The following is a 22,563-nucleotide window of genomic DNA, read 5'->3' on the forward strand; positions in this document are numbered from 1 at the left end:
CGCACCGCGATACTCCCCGAACCCGGCCACGCAGCCGCCGCGTACAACGTCTACCTCGCGACCTCGAACCCCTGTGAACTGTGCAGGCCGGCCGCTACAGCACCTGCCGATTCCGCGGCAATCGCCCCCACGGATCAGCCGCGGGCCATGTCCACGAACCGGGAGAGATGCAACTGGTGAGCGACAGTGATGGTTGCCGTGGGGCCGTTACGGTGTTTACCGACGATCAGGTCCGCCTCACCACCACGCGGATCGTCTCGTTCGAACGCGTCGGGCCGGTGCAACAGGATCACCATATCGGCGTCCTGTTCCAAAGATCCCGATTCACGCAGGTCAGAGACCTGTGGGCGTTTATCCGTCCGCTGCTCGGGCCCACGGTTGAGCTGGCTGATCGCGACCACGGGAACTTCCAGTTCCTTGGCCAGCAGCTTGAGATGCCGGGAGAATTCGGAGACCTCCTGCTGCCGCGATTCGACCTTCTTACCGGAACTCATCAGCTGAAGGTAGTCCACAACCACGAGTTTCAGATCGTGGCGCTGCTTGAGCCGCCGCGCCTTCGCCCGGATCTCCATCATGGTGAGGTTCGGTGAATCGTCCACGAACAGCGGCGCTTCACTGATCTCACTCATCCGCCGCGCCAGCTTGGTCCAGTCGTCGTCGCTCATCCGCCCGGAGCGCATATCCCCGAGCTTGATCTTCGCCTCGGCCGAGAGCAGACGCATGACGATCTCGGTCCGGCTCATCTCCAGCGAGAAGATCACGCTCGCCAGCCCGTTCCGAACCGAGCAACTGCGCATGAAATCCATACCCAGCGTGCTTTTTCCCACGCCGGGCCGGGCCGCGACGATGATCATCTGCCCCGGGTGCAAGCCGTTGGTCAGCTCGTCGAGTTCGGAGAAGCCGGTGGGGACACCGAGGGATATACCGCCGCGGGAGGCAATGGAGTCGATTTCGTCCATGGTGGGCTGGAGGAGGTCTTCCAGCGGGAGGAAATCTTCCGAAGTCCGGCGTTCGGTGACCTCGTAGATCTCGGCCTGGGCCCGGTCGACGACCTCGGCGACGTCTTGCCCGTCGGCGCCGGCGTAGCCGAACTGCACGATCCGGGTGCCGGCCTCGACCAGGCGGCGCAGGATCGCCTTCTCGGCGACGATCTCGGCGTAGTAGCCGGCGTTCGCGGCGGTGGGGACGGTCTGGGTCAGAGTGACGAGGTAGGGCGCGCCACCGATTCGTTTCAGTTCGCCGCTGCGGTCCAGGCCGGCGGCGACGGTGACCGGGTCGGCCGGTTCGCCGCGGCCGTAGAGATCGAGGATCGCATCGTAGACCGCCTGATGGGCGGGGCGATAGAAATCCCCGGAGCGCAGCACCTCGATCACATCGGCGATGGCGTCCTTGCTGAGCAGCATGCCACCGAGGACGGACTGTTCGGCGGCCATATCGTGCGGCGGCTGACGCCCGAAATCCTCACCGGGCGGTTCGGGTGGGAAGTCCGTGTGCCCGCGGTCATCGACGACTGCCATCAGACTCGACCGTCCTCTCCTCCAGACCGGACGCACCCCTGTGCCGAATGGTTCTACTGCACGGGTCCGACAGTTTCGTCGGGGCGAGAACTGTCTGCGACCAGTGTTCAGACATCCCAGCTATCACCCAGATAGATCCGTTCCGCCGGCTTCCGGCGGAAGCGTCGACGGGGTGCTGGGATGAACCTAGGCGAGGTTCTATCCACATGCCAAACAGCCCTGTGGATAGACCTGTGGACAACCTGGGGATAGTTCACCCCCTGTTGTGTACAACCTGTGGACAACCTGGGGAAAACGCAGGTCAGGCCGGAAAAATACCCAGCTAGACCGGGGTTTTCGAGGTCGACACAGTGTGGATAAACAAAGCGTCGGCGTGTCGTAGTTGTTGAACAGCCGGGCGTGTTGAGTTAACAGACGAGCGAACAGTTATGAGCTGGGTCACAATACGCCCGGTTGGTTTTGTGATTGATCCACAGGATTCACATCCTGTGGATAACGCAGACACGCCGAAGACAAACCTCGACGACGCAGCCGTGAGGATCTATCCACCAACAAGACCAGCCAACTACTGGCTAACACCCCCGAAGAAAAGAGCACACCGACCGGGGATCACGCATCACGTGATCCCCGGTCGAAGCATGCCGATACCCGCGGTCAGCCCGCGGCCTCGACCTCCAGGCCGAATTTCGCGGCGACATCAGGGTGCAGATGCACCGTAACCTGATGCTTACCGGTGGCCTTGATATGCGACTTCGGCAGTTCGATGCTGCGCTTGTCCAGCACCGGCCCGCCGGCCGATTTGATCGCCGCGGCGATATCGGACTGGGTGACCGAACCGAAGAGTTTACCGGTGCCGGCGGTTTTCACCGACAGCGTTACCGACTCCAGGTTCTCGATCGCCTGCTTCAGTTCGTTGGCGTGCCCGAGATCGCGCACCCGGCGGGCCTCCTGGGCCCGGCGGATTCCCTCGACCTGCTTCTGCGCACCACGAGTGGCAACGATCGCCATCCCGCGGGGCAGCAGGTAGTTGCGACCGTAGCCGTCCTTGACCTCAACGGTATCGCCGGGGGCGCCGAGATTGTCGACGTCGGCAGTCAGGATGAGCTTCATATGCTTGACCTACCTTCCTCAGCGAGCCGTCGAAACGTAGGGCAGCAGCGCCATCTCACGCGAGTTCTTCACCGCGATGGCGATATCGCGCTGATGCTGCACGCAGTTGCCGGTGACCCGGCGGGCACGGATCTTGCCGCGCTCACTGACGTACTTGCGCAGCAGCGGCGCATCCTTGTAGTCGATATTGACAGGTCCGGTCTTGCTTTCTTTGCAGAAAGTGCAAGCCTTCTTCTTGAGCACCTTTTCGCGCGCCGGTGCCTTGCCCATTTTCGTTCACTCCGTCTTCTTGGTGACCCGGCGACGCGGGTCTATGCGGGCCGTCTCAGAACGGCGGTTCATCGTCCGTCCGGCCGCCGCCCCCGAAGGAGCCGGCCGCGGGCGCGCTACCCCACGGGTCTTCCGCTGCGCCCTGTTCGGACCGTCCACCGCCGCTGTTGCCGGCGTTGTAGTTTCCACCACCACCGCTGTTGGAACCGAATCCACCACCGCCACCGCCGCGGCTGGTCTTGTTGACCTTGGCCGTGGCGTACTTCAGCGAAGGACCGACCTCGTCGACCTCGAGCTCGACGACTGTGCGCTTCTCACCCTCGCGGGTTTCGTAGGAGCGCTGCTTGAGCCGTCCGCTGACGATCACCCGGGAGCCCCTGGTCAGACTTTCGGCGACATTCTCCGCCGCGTCGCGCCAGATATTGCACCGCAGGAACAGTGCCTCGCCGTCTTTCCACTCGTTGGTGTTCCGGTCGAAGATGCGAGGCGTCGAGGCGACGGTGAAATTCGCCACTGCCGCGCCTGCGGGCGTGAATCGAAGCTCGGGATCGGCCGTCAGATTTCCGATGACCGTGATTACGGTATCGCCTGCTGCCATGGTGGGTTCCTCCTGCTCGGTGTGCAGTCCGGTGCACTCGCTGTTTGCGCTAGAGCCTAGAGACAGACTCCGACTGAACCGCGATGCCGCCGGAACTACTTTTCGTTGCGCAGAACCTTGGTGCGCAGCACCTGCTCGTTGAGGCCCAGCTGGCGGTCGAGTTCGCTCACCGTGGCGGGCTCGGCGGTCAGGTCGACAACCGCGTAGATACCTTCGGCCTGTTTGCGGATCTCGTAGGCGAGGCGCTTACGGCCCCAGATATCGACCTTGTCGACTTTACCGCCCTCGGTGCGGATAACACTGAGCATAGTTTCCAGGGACGGCCCGACGGTGCGCTCGTCCATGCTCGGATCGAGGATAACCATCACTTCGTAATGACGCACGAACCAATCACCTCCTGTGGTCTGGATTCGGCCACGGACGGTCCGTGGCAGGAGGTCGTCGCGTCAGCAACCGGGCAAGACTACCTGAGGGGGTAGGTCACCACGAAATCGATCCAGCGGACTTCGCGACCACACTCCGGGCCGTGTGGAAGTCCGTTTCCCGGCATAGGGAATGAAGCGGAATTCGGCGCCGATACGGCCGGGTGCAACCCGGTATTACAGGTTCGAGTGCTCGCGCTCGGCCGCTCTTCACCGAACCCACGACCACTAAGGTGAGCGGTATGTCGATCGGAGCGGCCGCGCGCGCGTTCGTGACCGGTCGCGTTTCCCGGCAGACGGCGGTGATTGCGGCGGTTCTGCTGTGCTCGATCACGCTGACAGTGGCGTTTCTCAACAAGGCCCGCTGTGCCGGAGCGCCATTTCGCGCCGACGGCCGCAGTGTCGCGTTCGACTATGTGAAGGATGCCCGGGTCTGTTACTCCGATATCCAGTTCCTCTGGCTGGGGCGCGATATCGATCAGCATATTTTCCCGTATGTCCACGGCGGCATCACCGCCGACGGATCCCTGATCGGCGGGGCCGTGGAATACCCGGTGCTCAGCGGACTGCTGATGTGGCTCGGCGCCCTGGGTGCGGACAACGATGCGATGTTCCTGCTGTATTCGGCGCTACTGCTGGCCCCGTTCGCCTTGTTGACGGCGTGGTTGCTGGCCCGGATGGCCGGCCGGGCCGCCCTGTTGTGGGCGGTGGGACCGCCGCTGGTGCTCTACGCATTCCACAACTGGGAACTGCCGGTGGTGTGCACGACCGTGGCGGCGATGGCGGTGATGGCGCCGAGCCGGCGGCCGGTGCGGTCGCGAGCGATATTCGCGGCGGTACTCCTGGGGACAGGGTTCTGTTTCAAGATCTATCCGGCCATTTTCGTGCTGCCGTTGATGCTGTACGTATTGACCGACGGCGACCGGGGTCCCGGCGAAAACGGCCGCACCCGCCTCGATATCCGGGGCGCACTGTGGACCGGTGCTGCCGCGGCGGCCACCGTCGTCGTGGTCAATCTGCCCTTCGCGCTCAGCGGATACGACGGCTGGCGGGCGTCGATCGAATTCCAGCAGCAGCGCCAGGCAGATATCACCACGAATTCGATCTGGTTCTGGGGGCTGCGGCCGCTGTTCGGCACCGATCGCTCCGGTGCTGCGGCGTTCGCCGATACCGTGGCTATCGCGTCGCCGATATTGATCATTGCCTCGTTCGTCCTGGCGTTGTGGATCGGGCGCCGCCGGTATCTCGAAACGGGTGTGTATCCGTGGATCGGTGTCAGCGGGGCGATGCTGTGCGGTTTCCTGCTGTTCCACAAGGTGCATTCACCGCAGTACACACTGTGGTTGATTCCGTTCCTTGTCGTCCTGGCGGTGCCGTGGCCGGTCGTGTGGAGCTATCTCGTCGCCGATATCGCGATCGGGGTGGGGGTTTTCCGCTATTTCTATGCGATGGGCACGGGGCATTCGGTCGAGCTGATGGAAGCCGTGGTGCGCTTCGGAGTGTGGGGCCGGGCCACTCTGCTGGTGTTCCTGTTCGTTCTGTTCCTGAAGGTTCCGCTGCGGAAGCCACCCGAATGGGTGTCGCCGGCCGGGGCTCCGACGGGCGGGTTCGAACCCGGGCCGGCAATCGCACCGGCGAATCCGTTCCATTAAAACTAGAACGTGTTACATTCAGGGTATGACACCTGTCGGATCCGCGCGCAAGCACCGCCCGTACCGTCGGTACGCGGCAATTTCGGGTCCGCGAGGTGACAGCGGCCGGGTCAGCCGCCGCGCGGCAATTATGTAACTTGTTCCAGGCATAGGGAGACCAGCAGCGCCATGCGTACCGATATCTGCAACCGGCTGGGGATCGAGTTCCCCATCTTCGCCTTCACCCATTGCCGCGACGTAGCGGCCGCGGTCAGCAACGCCGGTGGTCTCGGTGTACTCGGCGCGGTCGGGTTCACAGCCGAACAACTCGAGGTCGAGCTGGCCTGGCTCGACGAGCACGTGGGCGACAACCCCTACGGTGTCGACCTGGTGATCCCCTCCAAGTACGAAGGCAAGGGCATCGACGGGCTCTCCCCCGAAGAGCTCGAAACCGAACTCGCCAAGCACGTCCCGCAGGGGCATCGCGATTTCGCCGAGAAGATCCTGGCCGACCACGGCGTACCGAAGCTGCCCGAAGAAGAGGTGCACCCGCAGCTACTCGGCTGGACCGCCACCACCGCCGCGCCACAGGTCGAGGTGATCCTGAGGCATCCGAAGGCGAAACTGGTCGCGAACGCACTGGGCACCCCGCCGCCGGAGTTCGTCTCACAGATCCAGGAGTCCGGGCGCCTCATCGGCGCGCTGTGCGGTTCGGTGAAGCACGCGCTGAACCACAAGGACGCAGGCCTGGACTTCGTGGTGTGTCAGGGCACCGAAGGCGGCGGACACTGCGGTGAGGTCTCCTCGCTGGTGCTCTGGCCGCAGGTCATCGACGCCGTGGGCGATCTGCCGGTGCTGGCCGCGGGCGGTATCGGCGACGGTCGCCAGGTCGCGGCCGCCATGGCGATGGGCGCTGCCGGCGCCTGGACCGGTTCCATCTGGCTCACCGTGGAAGAGGCCAATGTGCCACCCGCGCAGATGCAGACGCTTATCGATGCGTCCAGCCACGACACCATTCGTTCCCGGTCCTGGACGGGTAAACCGGCCCGGATGCTGCGCAACGAATGGACCGACGCCTGGGAATCGGCCGACAATCCGGATCCGCTGCCCATGCCGCTACAGATGATGGTCGCATTGGACGGCGTGAAGCGCGGACACCGCTACCCGGAGGCCGCCAAGGACGTGAACTTCAACCCGGTGGGCCAGATCGTCGGCATGATGAACAAGACCGAGCGTTCGGCCGACGTGATGAACCGCCTCATCGAGGACTACGTCAACGCCTGCGAGCGGCTGAACAATCTGAACAACGCCGAGTGATCGCCGCGTTCGGCCAGGCCCGGCCATATGGTCGGGCCCGGCCGAACGGCCCCTGGTGGAGTCACTGAATCGAGACAGCCGACCTCGAACGATCCGGGCGAGACCGAGTCCCCGCCCCGCAGAGCTCCGAGTCCCGTGTAGGCGCTGAAGCGACCCAGAACACACGCTCAACAGTGCTCCCGGGACCGACGAGCACCGCAGGAACCGCCTGCGGAATGCGGCCTGCTCAGGCCGTGACGGCGTGGATCTCCGGCTGCCCCTGGGCTCCGAGAAGTTCCTCGAAGCGATTGATCACCTTGTGGTGATAGATCCCGAAGAGATCTTCGAACAGTGCCAGTTGCGCGGCCGAGGGCCCGGATTCCGATTCCCACACCGCGATCAGCGCCCGCCAGACCAGTACGTGCAGATCGGCCGCCCCGGCAAAATATGCCTCGACTGCCTGCGGCACCTCGAGGACCATATCGCCGATCGAATTCAAGATGGCGCGTTGCAGGCTGGATTCGAGGGTGACGAGCAACCGCCGCACGATACCGATTTCGATGGCCAGAATGCGGCGGTGATCGGGTACATCGGTGCGGGCGAGGGTTTCGAGTGCATCGACTTCGGTCTTGAGTTCGGCGAGATCGAAGCCGGCGGCGACGGGACCGCCCGGCGCCGCGCCGGTGTAGGCGAGTAATGCGTCCATGACGATCCCCCGCTCGACCTCGACGATATCCCGGAACATCTCGATCGCGACCTCGGGCATCGGGATGGAGAAGCGGAAGAGGTGGCGGTAGACGTCCAGACCACCGGCCTGACGCACCTCGCGGATGGTGAAGCCCTTACCGCGCCTGGCCTCCACGAAGCCGTAGGATTCCAACCGGCCGAGCGTGAGCTGTGCGGTGGCTCGGTTCATTTCGAACTCGTCGGCGACCTGGCGGACCGAGGGCATCAGTTCACCCGGCTGGTATTCCCCCGCGGCGACCCGCCGGGCCAGTTCGTCGGCGACGTCAGCGACCACCGTGCGAGACCCCATGGAGACACCTCTCTCGGCAGCTGTTACGTCCCAGACAGTCTATGCACAAATATGCCAGACTGCACGGGAGAACAAGCGATTCGGTTCGGGGATTGGGATTATGAGCAATCGACGCGATTCGGGCGCGCCTCCGGTACGCCCGGCCCTGCGCAGCGCCAAGCTCATGGCGCTGCCGGTCGCCTATGCGGGCCGGCAGGCGGCCGGGGCGGGCCGCCGGGCGCTCGGGCGGCCCGCGCCGGAGGTGAACCGGGATATCCAGAGCCGCACCGCCGAGCATATGTTTGCGGTGCTGGGTGAACTGAAGGGCTGCGCCGCCAAACTCGGGCAGCTGCTGGCGATCTATCAGCTCGCACTGCCGCGCGATATCGCGGCGCCATATCAGGCGGCGCTGTCCCGGCTGCAGGATTCGGCGCCGGTGATGCTGCCACCGACCGTGCATGGGGTGATGGCCGATACGTTCGGCCCGCACTGGCGCGACCTGTTCCGGGAGTTCGACGATCGCCGGGCCGCGGCAGCCTCGATCGGTCAGGTGCACCGCGGGGTGTGGCACGACGGCCGCGCGGTCGCAGTGAAGGTGATGTATCCGGGTGCTCGGGCCGCAGTGGAATCGGATCTGGTGCAGTTGCGGCGGGTTTCGATCCTGGCGTCGGTGCTGCTGCCGGGTGCGGATGTGAAATCGGTGACCGAGGCGTTGTGCGAAAGCGTGCGCACGGAACTGGATTACGCGGGCGAGGCCGAGAATCAGCGAACGTTCGCGGCCTTCTACCAGGACAGTGCCGAGTTCTATGTCCCGCCAGTGCTGGAGCAGCGCGGCGATGTGCTCATTTCGGAATGGGTGCGGGGGACACCGGCGACGCGGATCATCGCTTCGGGTACGCGGGAGCAGCGCGACCGGGTCGGCGAACTGATGATGAGGTTCGTCCTCACCGGCTGGGAGCGGCACGGATTGCTTTACTGCGATCCACATCCGGGCAATTTGTTCCTGCTGCCGGACGGTCGGCTGGGGGTGGCAGATTTCGGGGCCTGCGCGCCATGGCCGCATCCGGGGTTCATCGATTTGGTCGTGCAGATGTGCGATGCGATCTTCAACGGCGGGCCGGCGGCGCTGGAATCGGCGGTGCGTACGCACGGGTTCGCGTTACCGGGCCGGGAGTTCGACCCGGTCGCGCTGGAATCGGCGCTTTCGGCCTGTGGTGAGCCGGTCCGCCACGACCGTTTCCGGCTGACCACGTCCTGGCTGCGTAAGCAGGTGCTGCGCACCACGAGCCTGCGGCTGACCAATGTGATGCGGGAGCTGACCTTGCCACCGGCGTGCACACCGTTCGCCCGTGCCTCGCTCACCCTGGTCGGGACGTTGAGCCAGCTGGAATGCGAATGCGATTACGGCGCCGAACTGGTGCGGTCGGTTCCCGAACTCGGAGGGGTCTTCGCCCCGGTGCGGCACGGTTTCGTATCGGACGTATCCGCGAGCTGAGTCACGACGTACCGGGGAGAAAACCGCACCGTCTGGGACGTTTCCGGGGCGGAAATCCATTCGGCGGAGCAACCGTCCCGGATGTCCGGGGTCAGTACCCCAGCCATTCGCGCCAGGCCGGCAGCAGCAGTTCCGCGAAAGCGGCGTATCCGGCTGCCGCCGGGTGTGCCCCGTCGCCTGCCCGTACCTGGTCCATCCAGGCGGGATCGGCCGCCAGCCGGTGACAACTACTGATATAGGGCACGCCGTGCTCGGCGCAGATCCGGCCGAACCGCTCGTCGAGTCCGGCGGTACGGCTGTTGTGCTCCGCATCGTCCACCGGTGGCGGGCCCACCACGAGGACCTGCCACGATTCGGCGTGCGCACCGGCGAGCATCTCGCGCAGGTTCCCCACCGACGTACCGGCGCCCACCCTGGCCCGGCCATCGAGCAGCATGGTGTCGTTGACCCCGAACGAGAACACCACCCGTCCCTGGACTTCCCGGGGCAGCCGGTGCCGGCACTCGGCCTGCCAGCGACCCGCGATATCGGTCGAAGTCTGCCGGCGGACACCGAGGTTATAGGCGGTGGGCGCGAGTCCGGCGGCGTGCGCATCGACCGCCAGCCGCCCGCACCAGCCCAGCGCCTCGGGGTCCCCCACTCCGGCGACGAAGGAATCCCCTACGAAACAGACGCGCAGATCATTACTCACCCACAGATTCTGGCAGCGTGTTGGTGTGTATCGTCCGGCTCGGTCTCCTGCATACTCACGAACTGGTGTGTGCGGACGGCCGACCGGCTGCACCTCGATCCGAAAGTACCGATACGACATGCGAGTCGATGGGCGGGAGATCCCGGTAACGGGCAGCCTGCTACAACCGCTCACCAGGCGGACCAGCGATATTCTGCGTGTCGTCTTCGCGATCGCCGGGGTGGCCGTAGTCATCGCCGGATCGCTGATCACCCGGCCCGAATGGCTGGCGCTGGAGCGTTCCGTGTCCAATATCGTCGGCTTCCTGAACCCGGACCAGTCGAACCTGGTCTATCTGCTGTACGGAATCGCCATCCTGATCCTGCCCTTCGCGATCCTGGTGGAGCTGGTGTGGGGCGGACAGTGGAAACTGCTCACCGGATACGCCACCGCCGGTCTGGTGGCCGGGCTGCTGCTGTCCATCACGCCGAACGGTTTCTCGGCCCCGCAGTGGCATCTGCAGGTACCGGAGAATCTGGCCGACAAAACCTTTCTCCAGCAGTTCCTCGACGATCCACGCTGGATTGCCATGCTCGCCGCGGTGCTCACCGTGTCGAGTCCGTGGCTGCCGGTACGACCCCGCCGCTGGTTGTGGGCGCTGATCCTGGCCTTCGCGCCGATGCACCTGGTGGTCAGTACCGTCGTCCCGGCACGCGCCATGTTCGGCCTGGCCGTCGGCTGGCTGGTGGGCGCGGTGATCGTATTGCTGGTCGGGACCCCGGCGCTGGAAGTGCCGCTGGAGGCGGCGGTCCGCCAGCTGGCCCAACGTGGCTACACCGTCAACCGGCTCACTGTTGTCCGCCCGGCCGGTCCAGGCGCGCTCATGCTGTCGGCGACGATCGAAGAGCGCGAGCGGGCGCTGGTGGTCGAACTGTACGGAAAGAACCAGCGCACGCTCAGCGCGGTGCGCCAGCTGTGGCGCCGGCTCACTTTCCGCTCCAGCGAGACCGCGCCGCTGCACGGGTCCATGCATCGCGCCGTGGAACACCGGGCCCTGATGGCGATCGCGCTGGACGAACTGGGGGTGGCCGCGCACCGGCCGGTAACAGTGGCGGCGCTGACCCGCGGCTGGATGCTCTACGCCCACACCCTGCCCGCCGGCCGCTCGATCGAACAGGATCCGTCCGATACCGCCGCGCTGGACGCGGTCTGGCGGGCCCTCACGGTTTTGCGGGAACGCGGGATCGCGCACGGCGAACTACGGCCCGCCGAGATTCGGGTCGGTGAGCAGGGCGCGGTCTTCGGTGGTTTCACAGCGGCCGAATTATGCGCCTCCGACGCCCAGCTGCAATCCGATATCGCCCAGCTGCTCGTCTCGATGACCGCGGTGTTCGGGCCGGAAGCCGCGGTGCGCGCGGCGATCGAGGTCCTCGGCGAACAGACCGTGCTCACCGCCTCGCGCCGGCTCACCAAATTCGCCATGCCGCGCGGTATCCGAGCCTCCATTCCCGAGTGGAAATCGGTGGTGACCGCGGCCCGCGAGGAAGTGCGGACGCAAACCGGCCAGGACCGCATCGAAGCCGAGCAGATCACCCGGTTCAACCGCAAGAGCCTGCTCCAGCTGGTGCTGCTGATCGGCCTGGTCTATGTCGCCTACCCGTTCATCAGCGCGGTGCCGACCTTCTTCACACAGCTGCGGGAGGCCAACTGGTGGTGGGCACTGGCGGGTTTGGCGCTGTCGTCGCTGACCTACCTCGGCACGGCGGCCGCGTTGTGGGCGTGCGCCTCGGGCGTGGTGAAGTACTGGCCATTGGTGCTCATGCAGATCGCGAATACGTTCGCCGCCACCACCACACCGGCGCGGGTGGGCGGCCTGGCGCTGAGCGTGCGCTTCCTGCAGAAGGGCGGTGTCGGAGCGGTCCGGGCCACCGCGGCGGTCGCCCTACAGCAGGCAGTACAGGTATCGACCCATATCGGGCTGCTGGTGCTGTTCAGTGTGGCTGCCGGAACCTCGGCGAACCTCTCGCATTTCGTGCCCTCGCCCACCGTGCTGTACCTGATCGGCGGCGTGGGGGTCGGCATCATCGGCACCTTCACGTTCGTGCCGAAACTGCGCCGCTGGCTGAACACCTCGGTGTTACCGCAGCTCCAGGAGGTCGTCGGGGAGCTGGCCCGGCTGGCCCGCGACCCGAAACGCTGCGCGGTGATCGTGCTCGGCTGCGCGGCCCTGACCCTGGGGCAGGCGCTGGCCCTGTGGGCGAGTGTGCAGGCGTTCGGTGGCGGCACCACATTCGTCACCGTCACGATCGTCACGATGATCGGCGGCACCCTGGCCTCGGCCGCGCCCACACCGGGTGGTGTCGGCGCGGTCGAGGCCGCGCTGATCGGTGGCCTGGCCGCCTTCGGTCTGCCCGCCGAGGTAGCGGTGCCGTCGGTTCTGCTCTACCGGGTGCTCACCTGCTGGATTCCGGTTTTCTGCGGCTGGCAGGTAATGCGATGGATGACCGATAAAAACATGATCTGAGCTGTATCTATGGCGCCGCCTCCGGCGGCGCGGGGTTGGGTTTGCCGCAACGGAGGTTTTTTTGGGGGGAGGGGTCAGTTGCTTCCGAAGGCGTCCGCTGTGGTGCGCAGGCCGGCGCTGACCAGCGCGATATTGGCCAGCGAGGCGGTGTGTACGTGCGGGTCGGCCGCCGTCACGCAATCCGCGACCGTGTAGACCGTGAAGCCGAGATCGGTGCCGTGGCGCGCGGTCTGCTCGACCGTGAGGTTCGTCGCGACACCGGTGAGGTACAGGGTGTCGATATCGTTTTCCACCAGCCAGCGAGGGAGGGTGTTCCCGGCCAGACCCGAGAGTTTCTGGTTGTCGACGATATGGTCGGCCTGGTCGGCCATCTCATCGATGAGCCGGCTGCCGGCGGCATCCGGCCGGAACTCGTGCTGCGCCGCGCCGACCGATTCCATCAACCCGGTGTTGCGTACCAGCCGGCCCTCGTCCTCGGGAACGATGAACCGGGTGAAGACGATCGGTAACCCCAGCTCAGCGGCCTGTTTGTGGAAGGCGGCGGCGCGTTGCACCACTCCGCTGGCGGCCACCGGTTCGGCGAGCATCGGGCCGAAGAAGCCTTCCGGCCGAATGACATTCACCTGCCAGTGCAGGGCGAGAACAGCAGCGTTTTGTTCCGGCATGCCGTAGATGATCGACTATCGGCCGCGGGGCCGCACAACGGGTCGGAGAAAAACCAGGACATCGGCGCTACGAGAAATGCCGGCCGGGTCGGCCGGGCCGGAAACCGGCCCGACCCGGCCCGTGCTCAGGCGGTACGGGGACTACGCGCCGTCCTTGCGCAGTTCCACCTTCACGACCTTGCCGCTGGCGTTGCGCGGCAGTTCCGCGACGATCACCAGTTCCTTCGGGTGCTTGTAGCGGGCCAGGTTCTCGTTGAGAAACGGTTCCAATTCTTCGAGGGTGAGCGTGCCGTCCGCATCGTCCAGCGCGACCACGGCCACCGGAACCTCACCCCACTTCTCGTGTGCCCTGCCGATAACCGCGGCTTCCCGGATCTTCGGGTGCGCGAACAAGACGTTTTCCACCTCGGCGCAATAGATGTTCTCACCGCCGGAAATGATCATGTCCTTCTTGCGGTCCACGACGTAGACGAAGCCTTCGTCGTCCTGGCGCACCAGGTCGCCGGAGTGGAACCAGCCGCCGGCGAAGGCGTCCGCAGTAGCCTCCGGTTTGTTCCAGTACCCCGACATCATGGTGGGGCCGCGATAGACGATTTCGCCGACCTCGCCGGGCGCCACATCGTTCATCTCGTCGTCGACGATCCGGGCCTGGATGGTGGGGATGACCTTGCCGACCGAGCCGAGTTTGCGGATGCCGTCCTTACCGTCGAGAACGCAGGTGATCGGCGACATCTCGGTCTGCCCGAACACCGCCACGTTGAACGCGTCCGGGAACGCGTCGGCCATCGCCTTCAGCACGGTATCGGACGCGGGAGCGGCGCCCCAGCTCAGCGCCTTCAGCGCCAGTTTTCGCTGTTTCACCGTCGGCTCGTCGCAGATCAGCTGCCACTGCGCCGGTACGCAGAACGCCGTGGTGGCCTGCTCGGCCTCGACGGCGTCGAGGAATTCGGTGGCGCTGAAGGCGCCCAGCGGATGCAGCACCGTTTTCGCACCCAGCATGAAGGCCGGCGCGAGGCTGCCGATACCTGCGATATGGAACAGCGGCGATGTGCAGAAACCGACAGATTCCTGGTCGATCGCCAACGCCCGGATACAGGTGAGCGCTTGTGCATTCATATTGCCGTAGGACAGGACCGCCCCCTTGGGGCTGCCGGTGGTTCCGGAGGTGTACATGATGAGGCAAGGAGTGTCCTCAGGGATGTCGAGCGGGGTGTGCGCGGCCCCCTCCTCGGCGATCGCGTCGTCGTAGCCGACAACTCCTTCACCGCTGCTCCCGCCGATCACGAAGCAGTGGTCGAGCCCGGTGGCCTGCGCCTGCACTGCGGTGGCCAGCGGCTGCAGCACCGTATCGGTGACGACGGCCTTGGCGCCACTGTCGCCGACGATATAAGCCACCTCGGGCGGGGTGAGCCGGAAGTTCACCGGGACCGCGATCGCGCCGAGCGCGTTGATCCCGAAAACGGCTTCCAAGTATTCGGGGTGATTGAGCGCCAGGAGGAGCACCCGGTCGCCGGAGCCGACGCCGCGGCGGGCGAGCGAATCAGCGAACTTCTGCGACCGTTCGTGCAGCTGCCGCCAGGTGGTGTCGGCACCGCGGAAACGGATCGCGACCTCGTCGGGCCGCATCACCGCATGCGTGGCGATCTGGTTGTTCCAGTGGTTGCGACGCGAACGGATCGGCTCGTCGAGGGCCTGCGCACCGGTGGTCATCCCACGTACTCCTCTCGGTACCGCGTGACCCACCGGAGTGTCCGGCGCCACACGCGGTGTGAACATGTCGGCAGAATAACAATTCACATCGGCACCGGCAAGGAAATCGAGCCCGAATGGCCGTTAATTCCGAGGAACCGGTCCGGTTAACAGGTTCACACGCGCTGACGCGCGTATTTGCGGCGATACCGGCACAGAGGCATACCTGCCAGCTACCGGCAAACTCGGTCACTTATGCGAATCACGGCTCACTTCTGGGGTTGATCGGGTCATGATCGGCATGGCACCATGCAGCATGCGCGGACTATCCGCGGAAAGTGAGGAGTGCAGGCGATGCTGCGGACCAGGTTCACCGAGATTTTCGGTATCGAACATCCGATCGTGCAGGGCGGAATGATGTGGGTCGGCCGGGCCGAACTCGTCGCCGCCGTGGCCAACGCCGGGGGGCTCGGTTTCATCACCGCACTCACCCAGCCGACCCCCGACGACCTCCGGCGCGAAATCGAGCGCACACGCGAACTCACCGATAAGCCGTTCGGGGTGAACCTGACTGTCCTGCCGTCGATCAACCCGCCGCCGTACGAGGAGTACGTGCGGGCCATCGTGGACAGCGGCATCAAGATCGTCGAGACCGCCGGGAGCAACCCGGAGCCGTTCCTGCCTGCCTACCGCGAAGCGGGCATCAAGGTTGTGCACAAATGCACCAGCGTGCGACACGCGCTCAAGGCACAGAAGATCGGCGTCGACGCGGTCAGCATCGACGGTTTCGAATGTGCCGGACACCCGGGTGAGGACGATGTGCCCGGTCTGGTGCTGATTCCCGCGGCCGCCCGCGCGCTCACCATCCCGATCGTCGCCTCCGGCGGGATCGCCGACGCCCGCGGCATGGTCGCGGCGCTCGCACTGGGCGCCGACGGCGTAAATATGGGCACCCGGTTCCTGTGCACCCAGGAATCCTCCATCGACCAGCAGGTCAAGGAGCAGATCGTCGCCAACTCGGAGCGCGATACCCAGCTGATCTTCCGCACCATGCACAACACCGCACGGGTCGCCGACAATGAGATCAGCCGGAAGGTCGTCGAGATCGAGAAGGCCGGCGGCAAGTTCGAAGACGTCCGTGAATTGGTCTCCGGCGCACGCGGCCGGCGGGTGTTCGAGGAAGGCGATCTGGACGCTGGGATCTGGTCGGTCGGCCTGTGCCAGGGCCTGATCGAAGACATCCCGACCTGCGCCGAACTGATCGGCCGGATGGTTTCGGAGGCCGAGGAACTGATCAACGCCCGGCTGGCCCGGTTCGTTTCGGCCTGAATCGACCCGTAAGCCGCGCCGGAAGGATGGCGATCGATCCGGCGCCGGGTGCGGGAAGCCGTCTCGTAGCAGTCGGCTTCCCGCGCTGTAACCACATCGGCTCGACGACGAGCACGTCGCCACGTCACGGCCGGAAGCGCCCCACCCGCCGTCGCGGCCCGAGTGCTGTGTGCCCCCTCCGCGAGCGGATGCGTCCACGGCCGTGAATGCCTGCGGCCCCGCCGGCGGGATCAGTGCGCGGCCAGTGCGGCGACGGCGTCGTAATCGTGCGCGGCTACCACCTCGATATCGGCCGGTAGCGCGTGCAGTCGGTGAATGGTCTCGAAGGCCTGGTCCCGATCGGCGTCGAACAACTGACCGGGCATCGGCGCCTTCTCCCGGATGAGATCGATCTGCAGCCGGTTCCACACCGCATCCCCGGCCAGCAGCACCCGGCGACCGCCGGCGGCCGCCAGTAGTACGCCGACACTGCCCGGGGTGTGCCCGGCCAGGTCCACCAGCAGCACCGACCCGTCGCCGAACAGATCGAGGCTGCGCTCGAAGGTGAGCACGGGTGGTCCGTCCAACTCGAGCGGATCCAGCGATGGCCCCTGCAACGGGCCCCGCACCACCCCGGCCGGCGCGTGCGGACCTTCCAGTGCCCAGCTCAGCTCGGACACGGGCAGCCGTACCGGCACGGATCCGGGTAGTTCCAGCAGGCCGGAAATATGGTCCCAATGCAGGTGGGTCGGTAGAACGAAATCAATGGTGGCGGGATCGATATCGCGGGCGGCGAGCGCATCGGCCAAGCCGAGCACCGGCTTGTCCGGCGCGACCAGCAGGGGGATCGGGAACGGCAGATCCGGCAGCACCCGCCGATGAACGTGGGCGCAAAGCGCGGGATCGACCAGGAATCGCGCCTTCGGGTGTTCGACCAGATAGGCCCCCATCGCCATCGGCAGATGCCCGAGGCTGCGGACACCTTCGGCCACGATGGCGGTCGGCGCCTGCATCCGGCCCTGCAACAGCACGGTCAGTTCCACGCTCACCCGGGCCGGCGGCGGGGCAACCGATTCCAGCCGCGCCAGCAGCAGAGTGTCGGCCTTGCGGGGCCGCAGCAGCCGCGCCGGTGTGGCCGCCAAGGCCGCGCAGCAACGCAGCAGCGTGGGAAAGGTCGGGGTTCGTCCGTCGGCGGAAGCAGCCACATCGCCACGGTACCGGCCGCCCGGGGCTCGGGCGGGGCGTCGAACACCTGGTCCGGTGCGACGGCAGACAGATTTCTCCTCCAGGGCGAGGACGGGTTCGATATTGTCGATGCGGCCGGCCGCCGATAACAGATCGTCGCCCGTATCGGCGCTTCGGCACCACCACAGCGCGCTCCGCTGCCGCCGCTCGCCGAGGTGGCGGCCGGACCGGGACACGGTTCGCCGGATCCAGTGCGGCCGCCGAATGTTTGCCGAACATTTGCGCCGAATTCTCTCGGACAGCAGCGGGTTTCGTCACCGGCGGCCGGTCCGGCACAGCGGATTCTTCCGGCATAATCGTAGCGTGAGGCGGGACACTCAGCTGCTGTGCTGGATTCACGGCTCGCCGAGCGGCCGGTGGCGCATGCGCACCGTTCGCCACGGCCGTAGCCGCACCCTGTCGTACCTGTTGTCGTGCCGATGACCGATTCCGCAGGCGGCGTGGTTTTCCTGTTCTCGCCGGAAGGTGGCGAACACGCGCGGATGGGGCGCACCCTGGCCGGGCGATACCCCGCTTTCGCCGCGGCGGTGCTCGACACCAGTGATGCCGTGGTGGCGGCGGGCGGACCGCGAGTATGGACTCCGCGCCACGGCTTCCGCCACCCCGGCGGTCCGCAGTGGCCGGACCGGCGGCAGCGAGACCCGGTGTTCGCCCAGACCGCCCTGTTCACTCACCAGGTGGCCACGGCGACGCTGCTGACCTCGTGGGGTGTGCGACCCGACGCGGTCATCGGGCACGGTATCGGGGAGGTTGCGGCGGCGGTGACCGCCGGCGCTCTCCCGCTGTCCGACGCCGTCCGCGTAGTCCTCGCCCGCGGCCGCGCCGCGCGCCGGGGGGCGCAGACCGATGTTGTCGCCGAACTGCAGGCTCCGGTGCCCGACGTGCGGCGCCTGGTGGATCCCGTCCGCGAACAGGTCACGGTTGCCGCCGTCCACGGACCGCGCTCAGTACTCGTCTCCGGGCCGCCGCGCTATATCGACGCCGTGGTGCGCCGGGCCGGACGCCGCGATATCCCCGCGTGGCGTTGCGATAGGTTCGCCCCGGCGATCTGCCGATCGGCGGCCGCGACAGAATCCTTCGCCGCCCTCGGCCCGCTGCACCCCACCACCCCGGATATCCCGATGTACTCCACGGTCCGTCGGGGTGCGATTATCGATGCACCGATCACTACGGGCAGCTATTGGATCGAGAACTTCACCGAACCAGTACAATTCGCGGCCGCACTCGACCGGGCCGCGGGCTCGGATACGACCATCGTGCTGGAGGTCGCCCCGCACCCGATTCTCTGCGATGTGGTGCGCGAACTCCCGCGGTTCACCCATACGACCTACCCCACCGCTTGTGACGACGACGAGGGAACCACCTTCCTGACCTGTCTGGCTCAGGTGCAGGCGATTCGGGCGACCACACCACACCGGACGCGGCAGCTCCAGGAAAGCTTCACCGGCCGCCGACCGTATGCCGGAACGGGCAACGGCCGGACACAGTTCGGCGGAGGATACGTAATCGCTTCCACTCCGGCTACTTCGGCCGGAACCGGGGCGTCGGAGGAAACGGCGGCCGGCCTGTCGACGGGCCGGGACCATCAGGATCCGGAAGTCGCGGGAATCGGCCCGGTTCGGGGAGATATGCGGGCGGAGGCCACGGCTGCCGGAACGCTGGCTTCGATACGGCCCACCGATAACCTCCCACCCACAGATATCATCGCATGGACTCGAATGGTCGACGCCAACAGGGCTATCCGCTTCCTGGCGGCCCAGGTCGCACTGGATCCGCCGATGCAGATCGATACCGCCGGCACCTATGTGGTCAGTGGCGGGCTCGGCGCACTCGGCTCGGTCATAGTGCGCCGGCTATTGGCATCCGGCGCCCGCGATGTTCTGGTGCCCACCCGTTCACCGCGCCCGGTGCCCCCACTGCTCGACGGATTCGAGGACAGGGTTGTGGTGGTGCGCTGCGATACCGCCGACCGTCACGATCTCGACAATGCACTGCGCGATATCCGCGAATCGGGGTGCACCATCCGCGGCGTCGTCCACGCGGCTCAGGTTTTCGAGGACACCGTGGTCGCCGCGCTCTCGGCGAATGCCGTGCCGGGGTCCGCTCGGATAGGGCCGGCACCACCCGAATCGCCGGAGCCGGCACTGGATGCGGGGCGACTTGCGCGGCGATTCGCGCGCATCTCACCGGCCGCGGCCAACCTCATCGAGCTCACCGCCGCCGATCCGGTGACGTTCTTTGCCGTGTTCTCGACACCTTTCGGCGGTATCGCGACGTCTCGGGAGATCAACACCCTCACGTCGGTGGAGGCACTCGGACATGATTCGTCGCCCGGAACGGAAAATACGCCGAGGTAGGTACCCTGGCCGGGCGCGGAACCCAGTACCCGGGTCACATCCGGTGGAGCTGTTTCGACGGAGCACGATTCCGGTCGGGGGCGAATCGCGGTGCGAATTCAGTCGCCGGTCCGCCCCTGCAGGCGATCGGTTTCCCGGCGATCCCGCTTGGTGGGGCGCCCGGCCCCGCGGTCACGCTGCGGAAGGGAGGCGAGGACTTCCCGCGTCGGCGGGGGTGGACTGCGGTCGATCAGGCATTGGGCGGCGATCGGAGCACCGACCCGTTTGGTGATCACCCGTTCCACGATGACGATCCGCTCGATCCCCGAGCTGCGAATGCGGATCTCGTCACCTGGCCGCACCGGCTGAGCCGGTTTGGCTGTTGCACCATTGACACGTACATGACCCCCACGACACGCAGCCGCGGCAGCCGATCGCGTCTTGAACAACCGCACGGCCCATATCCAAGAGTCGACCCGGACTTGAGCCGGACCGTTGTCCGGAACAGTGGGAGCTGGACTCACCCTCAGGCGATGCGACGCGCGGTGACCACATCGTCGGCCGACAGGCTGGTGTAGCTCACCGGGTCACCGGACTGCACCGCATTCAGGAGCTTGCCGTCACCGGCATACAGGCCGACATGCCCGCCACCATTGGTGATGACGATATCGCCGGGCTGCAGATTCTGGAATGCCACCGGCGCGCCCACGTGGGACTGTTCGAAGCTGGTGCGCGGCAGTTTGACGCCGGCCTGCTTGAACGCCCACTGCACCAGGCCGGAGCAGTCGAAGTTGTAGGGGCCCGCGGCGCCCCAGGAGTACATGGCGCCGACCTTCGTCTTGGCCGCGTCGAGGGCGACATCACCGGCCGTCTGCGGCTGTGCCTGGGCCGGCGGGGCGAAATTCGGCAGTGCGGGTGCCGACGGCATCGCCTGCGGGGCCGCCGAGAGTGCCTGGTTCAGCTGCTGGTTGAGCTGATCTGCCTGGGCTGCGTACTGATCCGGAACCTCGACGTCGAACTTGCCGACACCGGGAACGTCGATCGTGGTGGTCGCGGCCGACGCGATGGCGGGCATGGTGCCCGTGGTCGCGGCGAGGGTGCCCATGACGAGCGCGCCCTTGACAGAATTTGGCAGCCTGGATTCTCGCTGCAAGCTGTGCTTACCCACCGAGCTCCGTCTCCGATCCTCGTACTCTTCCACCATCGTCGGATGCACGTCCTACGCATATCGCGACGGCTTGCGATGGCAGCGACCAGTGGCGCCGCCTCACTGACGAAACGACTCGACTCCACTAAGTCACAAAGAGGTTACGATGCCTGCCCGGTGTTGTCCAGCCGAAGGGGCCGACTTTTCTCGCGAGCTGGGAGTACAGGTGTAAAGCACTGTGCGCGAAGGGTTTTTCGGCACGGTGATAGATCACGGCGAGATATCGGCGGGCGTGTCGTTCCGTTATGGGCCTCTCCACGGACGCGAAGGCGACTCCCCGACTGTCGCCGGATAGCCGTATCTAGGACACGGCGTAGATTCGCCCATAAATCCGGATAGGCGCGCTACGGTGGGACAGTTATGGACCCCGTGCGGAACCCGTATGCACCCGGCGCAGGTCAGCGTCCACCCGAACTCGCCGGGCGCGGAAAGCAACTCGACGCATTCGACGTCGTCTGCGAACGCATTGCGCGGGGCCGGCCGGAGCGCAGCGTGATGCTCACCGGACTGCGTGGCGTCGGCAAAACCGTTCTGCTCAATCAGTTGCGATCGGCCGCCGGTGGGCGCGGGTGGGGCACCGGGAAGATCGAGGCGCGACCGGACCAGGAACTGCGGCGGCCGCTGTCATCGGCTCTGCACATGGCTGCCCGCGCGATCGCGAAAACCCACAGCAACAGTGAACGCGTCGACGATTTCCTCGGCATACTCAAGGCATTCGCCCTGCGCGCCACCGCAGACAAGGGAATGCGGGAACGCTGGCAGCCGGGTATCGACGTCCCGGCCGTCACCGGCCGCGCCGACTCCGGCGATATCGAAATCGATCTGGTGGAACTGCTGACGGAAGCGGCGAGCCTGGCCGCGGATATCGGTGTGGGTATTGCCCTCTTCATCGACGAGATGCAGGACCTCGCGGCGACGGATATCTCGGCCATCTGCGGCGCCTGCCATGAGTTGAGCCAAGACGCCGCGCCACTGATCGTCGTAGGCGCGGGGTTGCCGCACCTACCGGCCGTACTGTCGGCGTCGAAGAGCTATTCCGAACGACTGTTCAGCTATCACCGGATCGACCGGCTCGATCGGGAGTCGGCCGATCTGGCCCTCATCGCCCCGGCCGAACGCGAAGACGTGAAGTTCTCCGACGAGGCGCTGGCGGCGCTGTACCGCAAGGCCGACGGCTATCCGTATTTCGTCCAGGCCTACGGCAAGGCGACCTGGGACCAGGCACCCGGTAGCCCGATAACCGCCGAGGACGTGGACGTCGCCGCGCCGACCGCCGAGGAGGAGCTGGCTGTCGGGTTCTTCGGTTCCCGCTATGAACGCGCGACCCCGGCAGAGCGCGAATACATGCGCGCGATGGCCGACCTGTCCGGTGACGAGGGCCCGGTCGCGACCGCGGCGGTCGCGGCGGAACTGGTTCGCAAACCCGCATCCTTGTCGCCGGCTCGCGACGGCCTGATCAAAAAGGGACTCATCTATTCCGCCGAGCGGGGGACAATCGGGTTCACGGTGCCCCATTTCGGGCGTTACCTGCGCAGTGTGACCACCTGAGTCGTTCATTCCGGTTT

19 protein-coding genes are annotated in these 22,563 nt (G+C 66.1%); 7 read left to right on the top strand and 12 right to left on the bottom strand.

The window, feature by feature from the left end; translation table 11 throughout:
* Nucleotides 1-134: 134 nt before the first annotated feature.
* The 5 genes from dnaB to rpsF form a co-directional block, all read right to left on the bottom strand.
* Nucleotides 135-1,517 (bottom strand): replicative DNA helicase, encoded by a 1,383-nt coding sequence (gene dnaB, locus NS6_RS21875; RefSeq protein ID WP_068044678.1) that lies wholly within the window; start codon nucleotides 1,515-1,517, stop codon nucleotides 135-137.
* Between the two features lie 654 nt (nucleotides 1,518-2,171).
* A complete protein-coding gene (rplI, locus tag NS6_RS21880; RefSeq protein ID WP_068044681.1) occupies nucleotides 2,172-2,627 on the bottom strand; it encodes a 50S ribosomal protein L9 in 456 nt (151 codons plus the stop codon).
* A gap of 18 nt (nucleotides 2,628-2,645) precedes the next feature.
* On the bottom strand, nucleotides 2,646-2,897 hold the full coding sequence (rpsR, locus tag NS6_RS21885; protein ID WP_068044683.1) for a 30S ribosomal protein S18: 252 nt from the start codon (nucleotides 2,895-2,897) through the stop codon (nucleotides 2,646-2,648).
* A 55-nt stretch (nucleotides 2,898-2,952) separates the two neighbouring features.
* Nucleotides 2,953-3,495, bottom strand: coding sequence for a single-stranded DNA-binding protein (locus NS6_RS21890; RefSeq protein WP_068044685.1), 543 nt, complete (start codon nucleotides 3,493-3,495; stop codon nucleotides 2,953-2,955).
* 95 nt (nucleotides 3,496-3,590) lie between these two features.
* Nucleotides 3,591-3,878, bottom strand: a complete 288-nt coding sequence (gene rpsF, locus NS6_RS21895; protein ID WP_068044688.1) for a 30S ribosomal protein S6 — start codon at nucleotides 3,876-3,878, stop codon at nucleotides 3,591-3,593.
* Between the two features lie 281 nt (nucleotides 3,879-4,159).
* Here rpsF and NS6_RS21900 point away from each other — a divergent pair, with 281 nt between their 5' ends.
* Together NS6_RS21900 and NS6_RS21905 are read left to right on the top strand one after the other, a co-directional pair.
* On the top strand, nucleotides 4,160-5,569 hold the full coding sequence (locus tag NS6_RS21900; RefSeq protein ID WP_084471290.1) for a glycosyltransferase family protein: 1,410 nt from the start codon (nucleotides 4,160-4,162) through the stop codon (nucleotides 5,567-5,569).
* 168 nt (nucleotides 5,570-5,737) lie between these two features.
* Nucleotides 5,738-6,865, top strand: a complete 1,128-nt coding sequence (locus NS6_RS21905) for a nitronate monooxygenase (protein WP_068044690.1) — start codon at nucleotides 5,738-5,740, stop codon at nucleotides 6,863-6,865.
* 226 nt (nucleotides 6,866-7,091) lie between these two features.
* Here NS6_RS21905 and NS6_RS21910 read toward each other — a convergent pair whose 3' ends face one another.
* Nucleotides 7,092-7,880, bottom strand: coding sequence for a winged helix-turn-helix domain-containing protein (locus NS6_RS21910; RefSeq protein ID WP_068044691.1), 789 nt, complete (start codon nucleotides 7,878-7,880; stop codon nucleotides 7,092-7,094).
* Nucleotides 7,881-7,980: 100 nt separating this feature from the next.
* Between NS6_RS21910 and NS6_RS21915 the strand changes: the two genes are divergently transcribed.
* Entirely contained in the window at nucleotides 7,981-9,354 is a 1,374-nt protein-coding gene (locus tag NS6_RS21915; RefSeq protein WP_245669455.1) for an ABC1 kinase family protein, read from the top strand.
* 91 nt (nucleotides 9,355-9,445) lie between these two features.
* Here the strand turns inward: NS6_RS21915 and NS6_RS21920 are convergent, their stop codons facing one another.
* Nucleotides 9,446-10,045, bottom strand: a complete 600-nt coding sequence (locus tag NS6_RS21920; RefSeq protein WP_068044693.1) for a DUF459 domain-containing protein — start codon at nucleotides 10,043-10,045, stop codon at nucleotides 9,446-9,448.
* 118 nt (nucleotides 10,046-10,163) lie between these two features.
* Between NS6_RS21920 and NS6_RS21925 the strand changes: the two genes are divergently transcribed.
* On the top strand, nucleotides 10,164-12,548 hold the full coding sequence (locus NS6_RS21925) for a lysylphosphatidylglycerol synthase transmembrane domain-containing protein (protein ID WP_068044695.1): 2,385 nt from the start codon (nucleotides 10,164-10,166) through the stop codon (nucleotides 12,546-12,548).
* A 74-nt stretch (nucleotides 12,549-12,622) separates the two neighbouring features.
* Here the strand turns inward: NS6_RS21925 and NS6_RS21930 are convergent, their stop codons facing one another.
* Together NS6_RS21930 and fadD5 are read right to left on the bottom strand one after the other, a co-directional pair.
* The gene (locus NS6_RS21930) at nucleotides 12,623-13,213 is read right to left on the bottom strand and encodes a cysteine hydrolase family protein (RefSeq protein ID WP_068044696.1); all 591 of its coding nucleotides are present in this window, start codon (nucleotides 13,211-13,213) and stop codon (nucleotides 12,623-12,625) included.
* Between the two features lie 141 nt (nucleotides 13,214-13,354).
* Nucleotides 13,355-14,923, bottom strand: coding sequence for a fatty-acid--CoA ligase FadD5 (fadD5, locus tag NS6_RS21935; RefSeq protein WP_068044698.1), 1,569 nt, complete (start codon nucleotides 14,921-14,923; stop codon nucleotides 13,355-13,357).
* A 333-nt stretch (nucleotides 14,924-15,256) separates the two neighbouring features.
* On the opposite strand from fadD5, the gene NS6_RS21940 reads away from it, so the two are divergent.
* Nucleotides 15,257-16,231, top strand: a complete 975-nt coding sequence (locus NS6_RS21940; protein ID WP_068044871.1) for an NAD(P)H-dependent flavin oxidoreductase — start codon at nucleotides 15,257-15,259, stop codon at nucleotides 16,229-16,231.
* A gap of 230 nt (nucleotides 16,232-16,461) precedes the next feature.
* Here the strand turns inward: NS6_RS21940 and NS6_RS21945 are convergent, their stop codons facing one another.
* Nucleotides 16,462-17,415, bottom strand: coding sequence for an MBL fold metallo-hydrolase (locus tag NS6_RS21945; RefSeq protein WP_174552617.1), 954 nt, complete (start codon nucleotides 17,413-17,415; stop codon nucleotides 16,462-16,464).
* A 459-nt stretch (nucleotides 17,416-17,874) separates the two neighbouring features.
* Between NS6_RS21945 and NS6_RS21950 the strand changes: the two genes are divergently transcribed.
* The gene (locus tag NS6_RS21950; RefSeq protein ID WP_068044700.1) at nucleotides 17,875-19,812 is read left to right on the top strand and encodes an acyltransferase domain-containing protein; all 1,938 of its coding nucleotides are present in this window, start codon (nucleotides 17,875-17,877) and stop codon (nucleotides 19,810-19,812) included.
* Nucleotides 19,813-19,910: 98 nt separating this feature from the next.
* Here the strand turns inward: NS6_RS21950 and NS6_RS21955 are convergent, their stop codons facing one another.
* Both NS6_RS21955 and NS6_RS21960 read right to left on the bottom strand, forming a co-directional pair.
* On the bottom strand, nucleotides 19,911-20,315 hold the full coding sequence (locus NS6_RS21955; protein WP_068044702.1) for an RNA-binding S4 domain-containing protein: 405 nt from the start codon (nucleotides 20,313-20,315) through the stop codon (nucleotides 19,911-19,913).
* 2 nt (nucleotides 20,316-20,317) lie between these two features.
* Nucleotides 20,318-20,959, bottom strand: coding sequence for a C40 family peptidase (locus tag NS6_RS21960; protein ID WP_068044873.1), 642 nt, complete (start codon nucleotides 20,957-20,959; stop codon nucleotides 20,318-20,320).
* A 399-nt stretch (nucleotides 20,960-21,358) separates the two neighbouring features.
* On the opposite strand from NS6_RS21960, the gene NS6_RS21965 reads away from it, so the two are divergent.
* Nucleotides 21,359-22,546, top strand: a complete 1,188-nt coding sequence (locus NS6_RS21965) for an ATP-binding protein (protein WP_068044704.1) — start codon at nucleotides 21,359-21,361, stop codon at nucleotides 22,544-22,546.
* Nucleotides 22,547-22,563: the final 17 nt, after the last annotated feature.

The sequence above is a fragment of the Nocardia speluncae NBRC 108251 genome (genome assembly GCF_001613245.1).
Classification (GTDB): domain Bacteria; phylum Actinomycetota; class Actinomycetes; order Mycobacteriales; family Mycobacteriaceae; genus Nocardia; species Nocardia speluncae.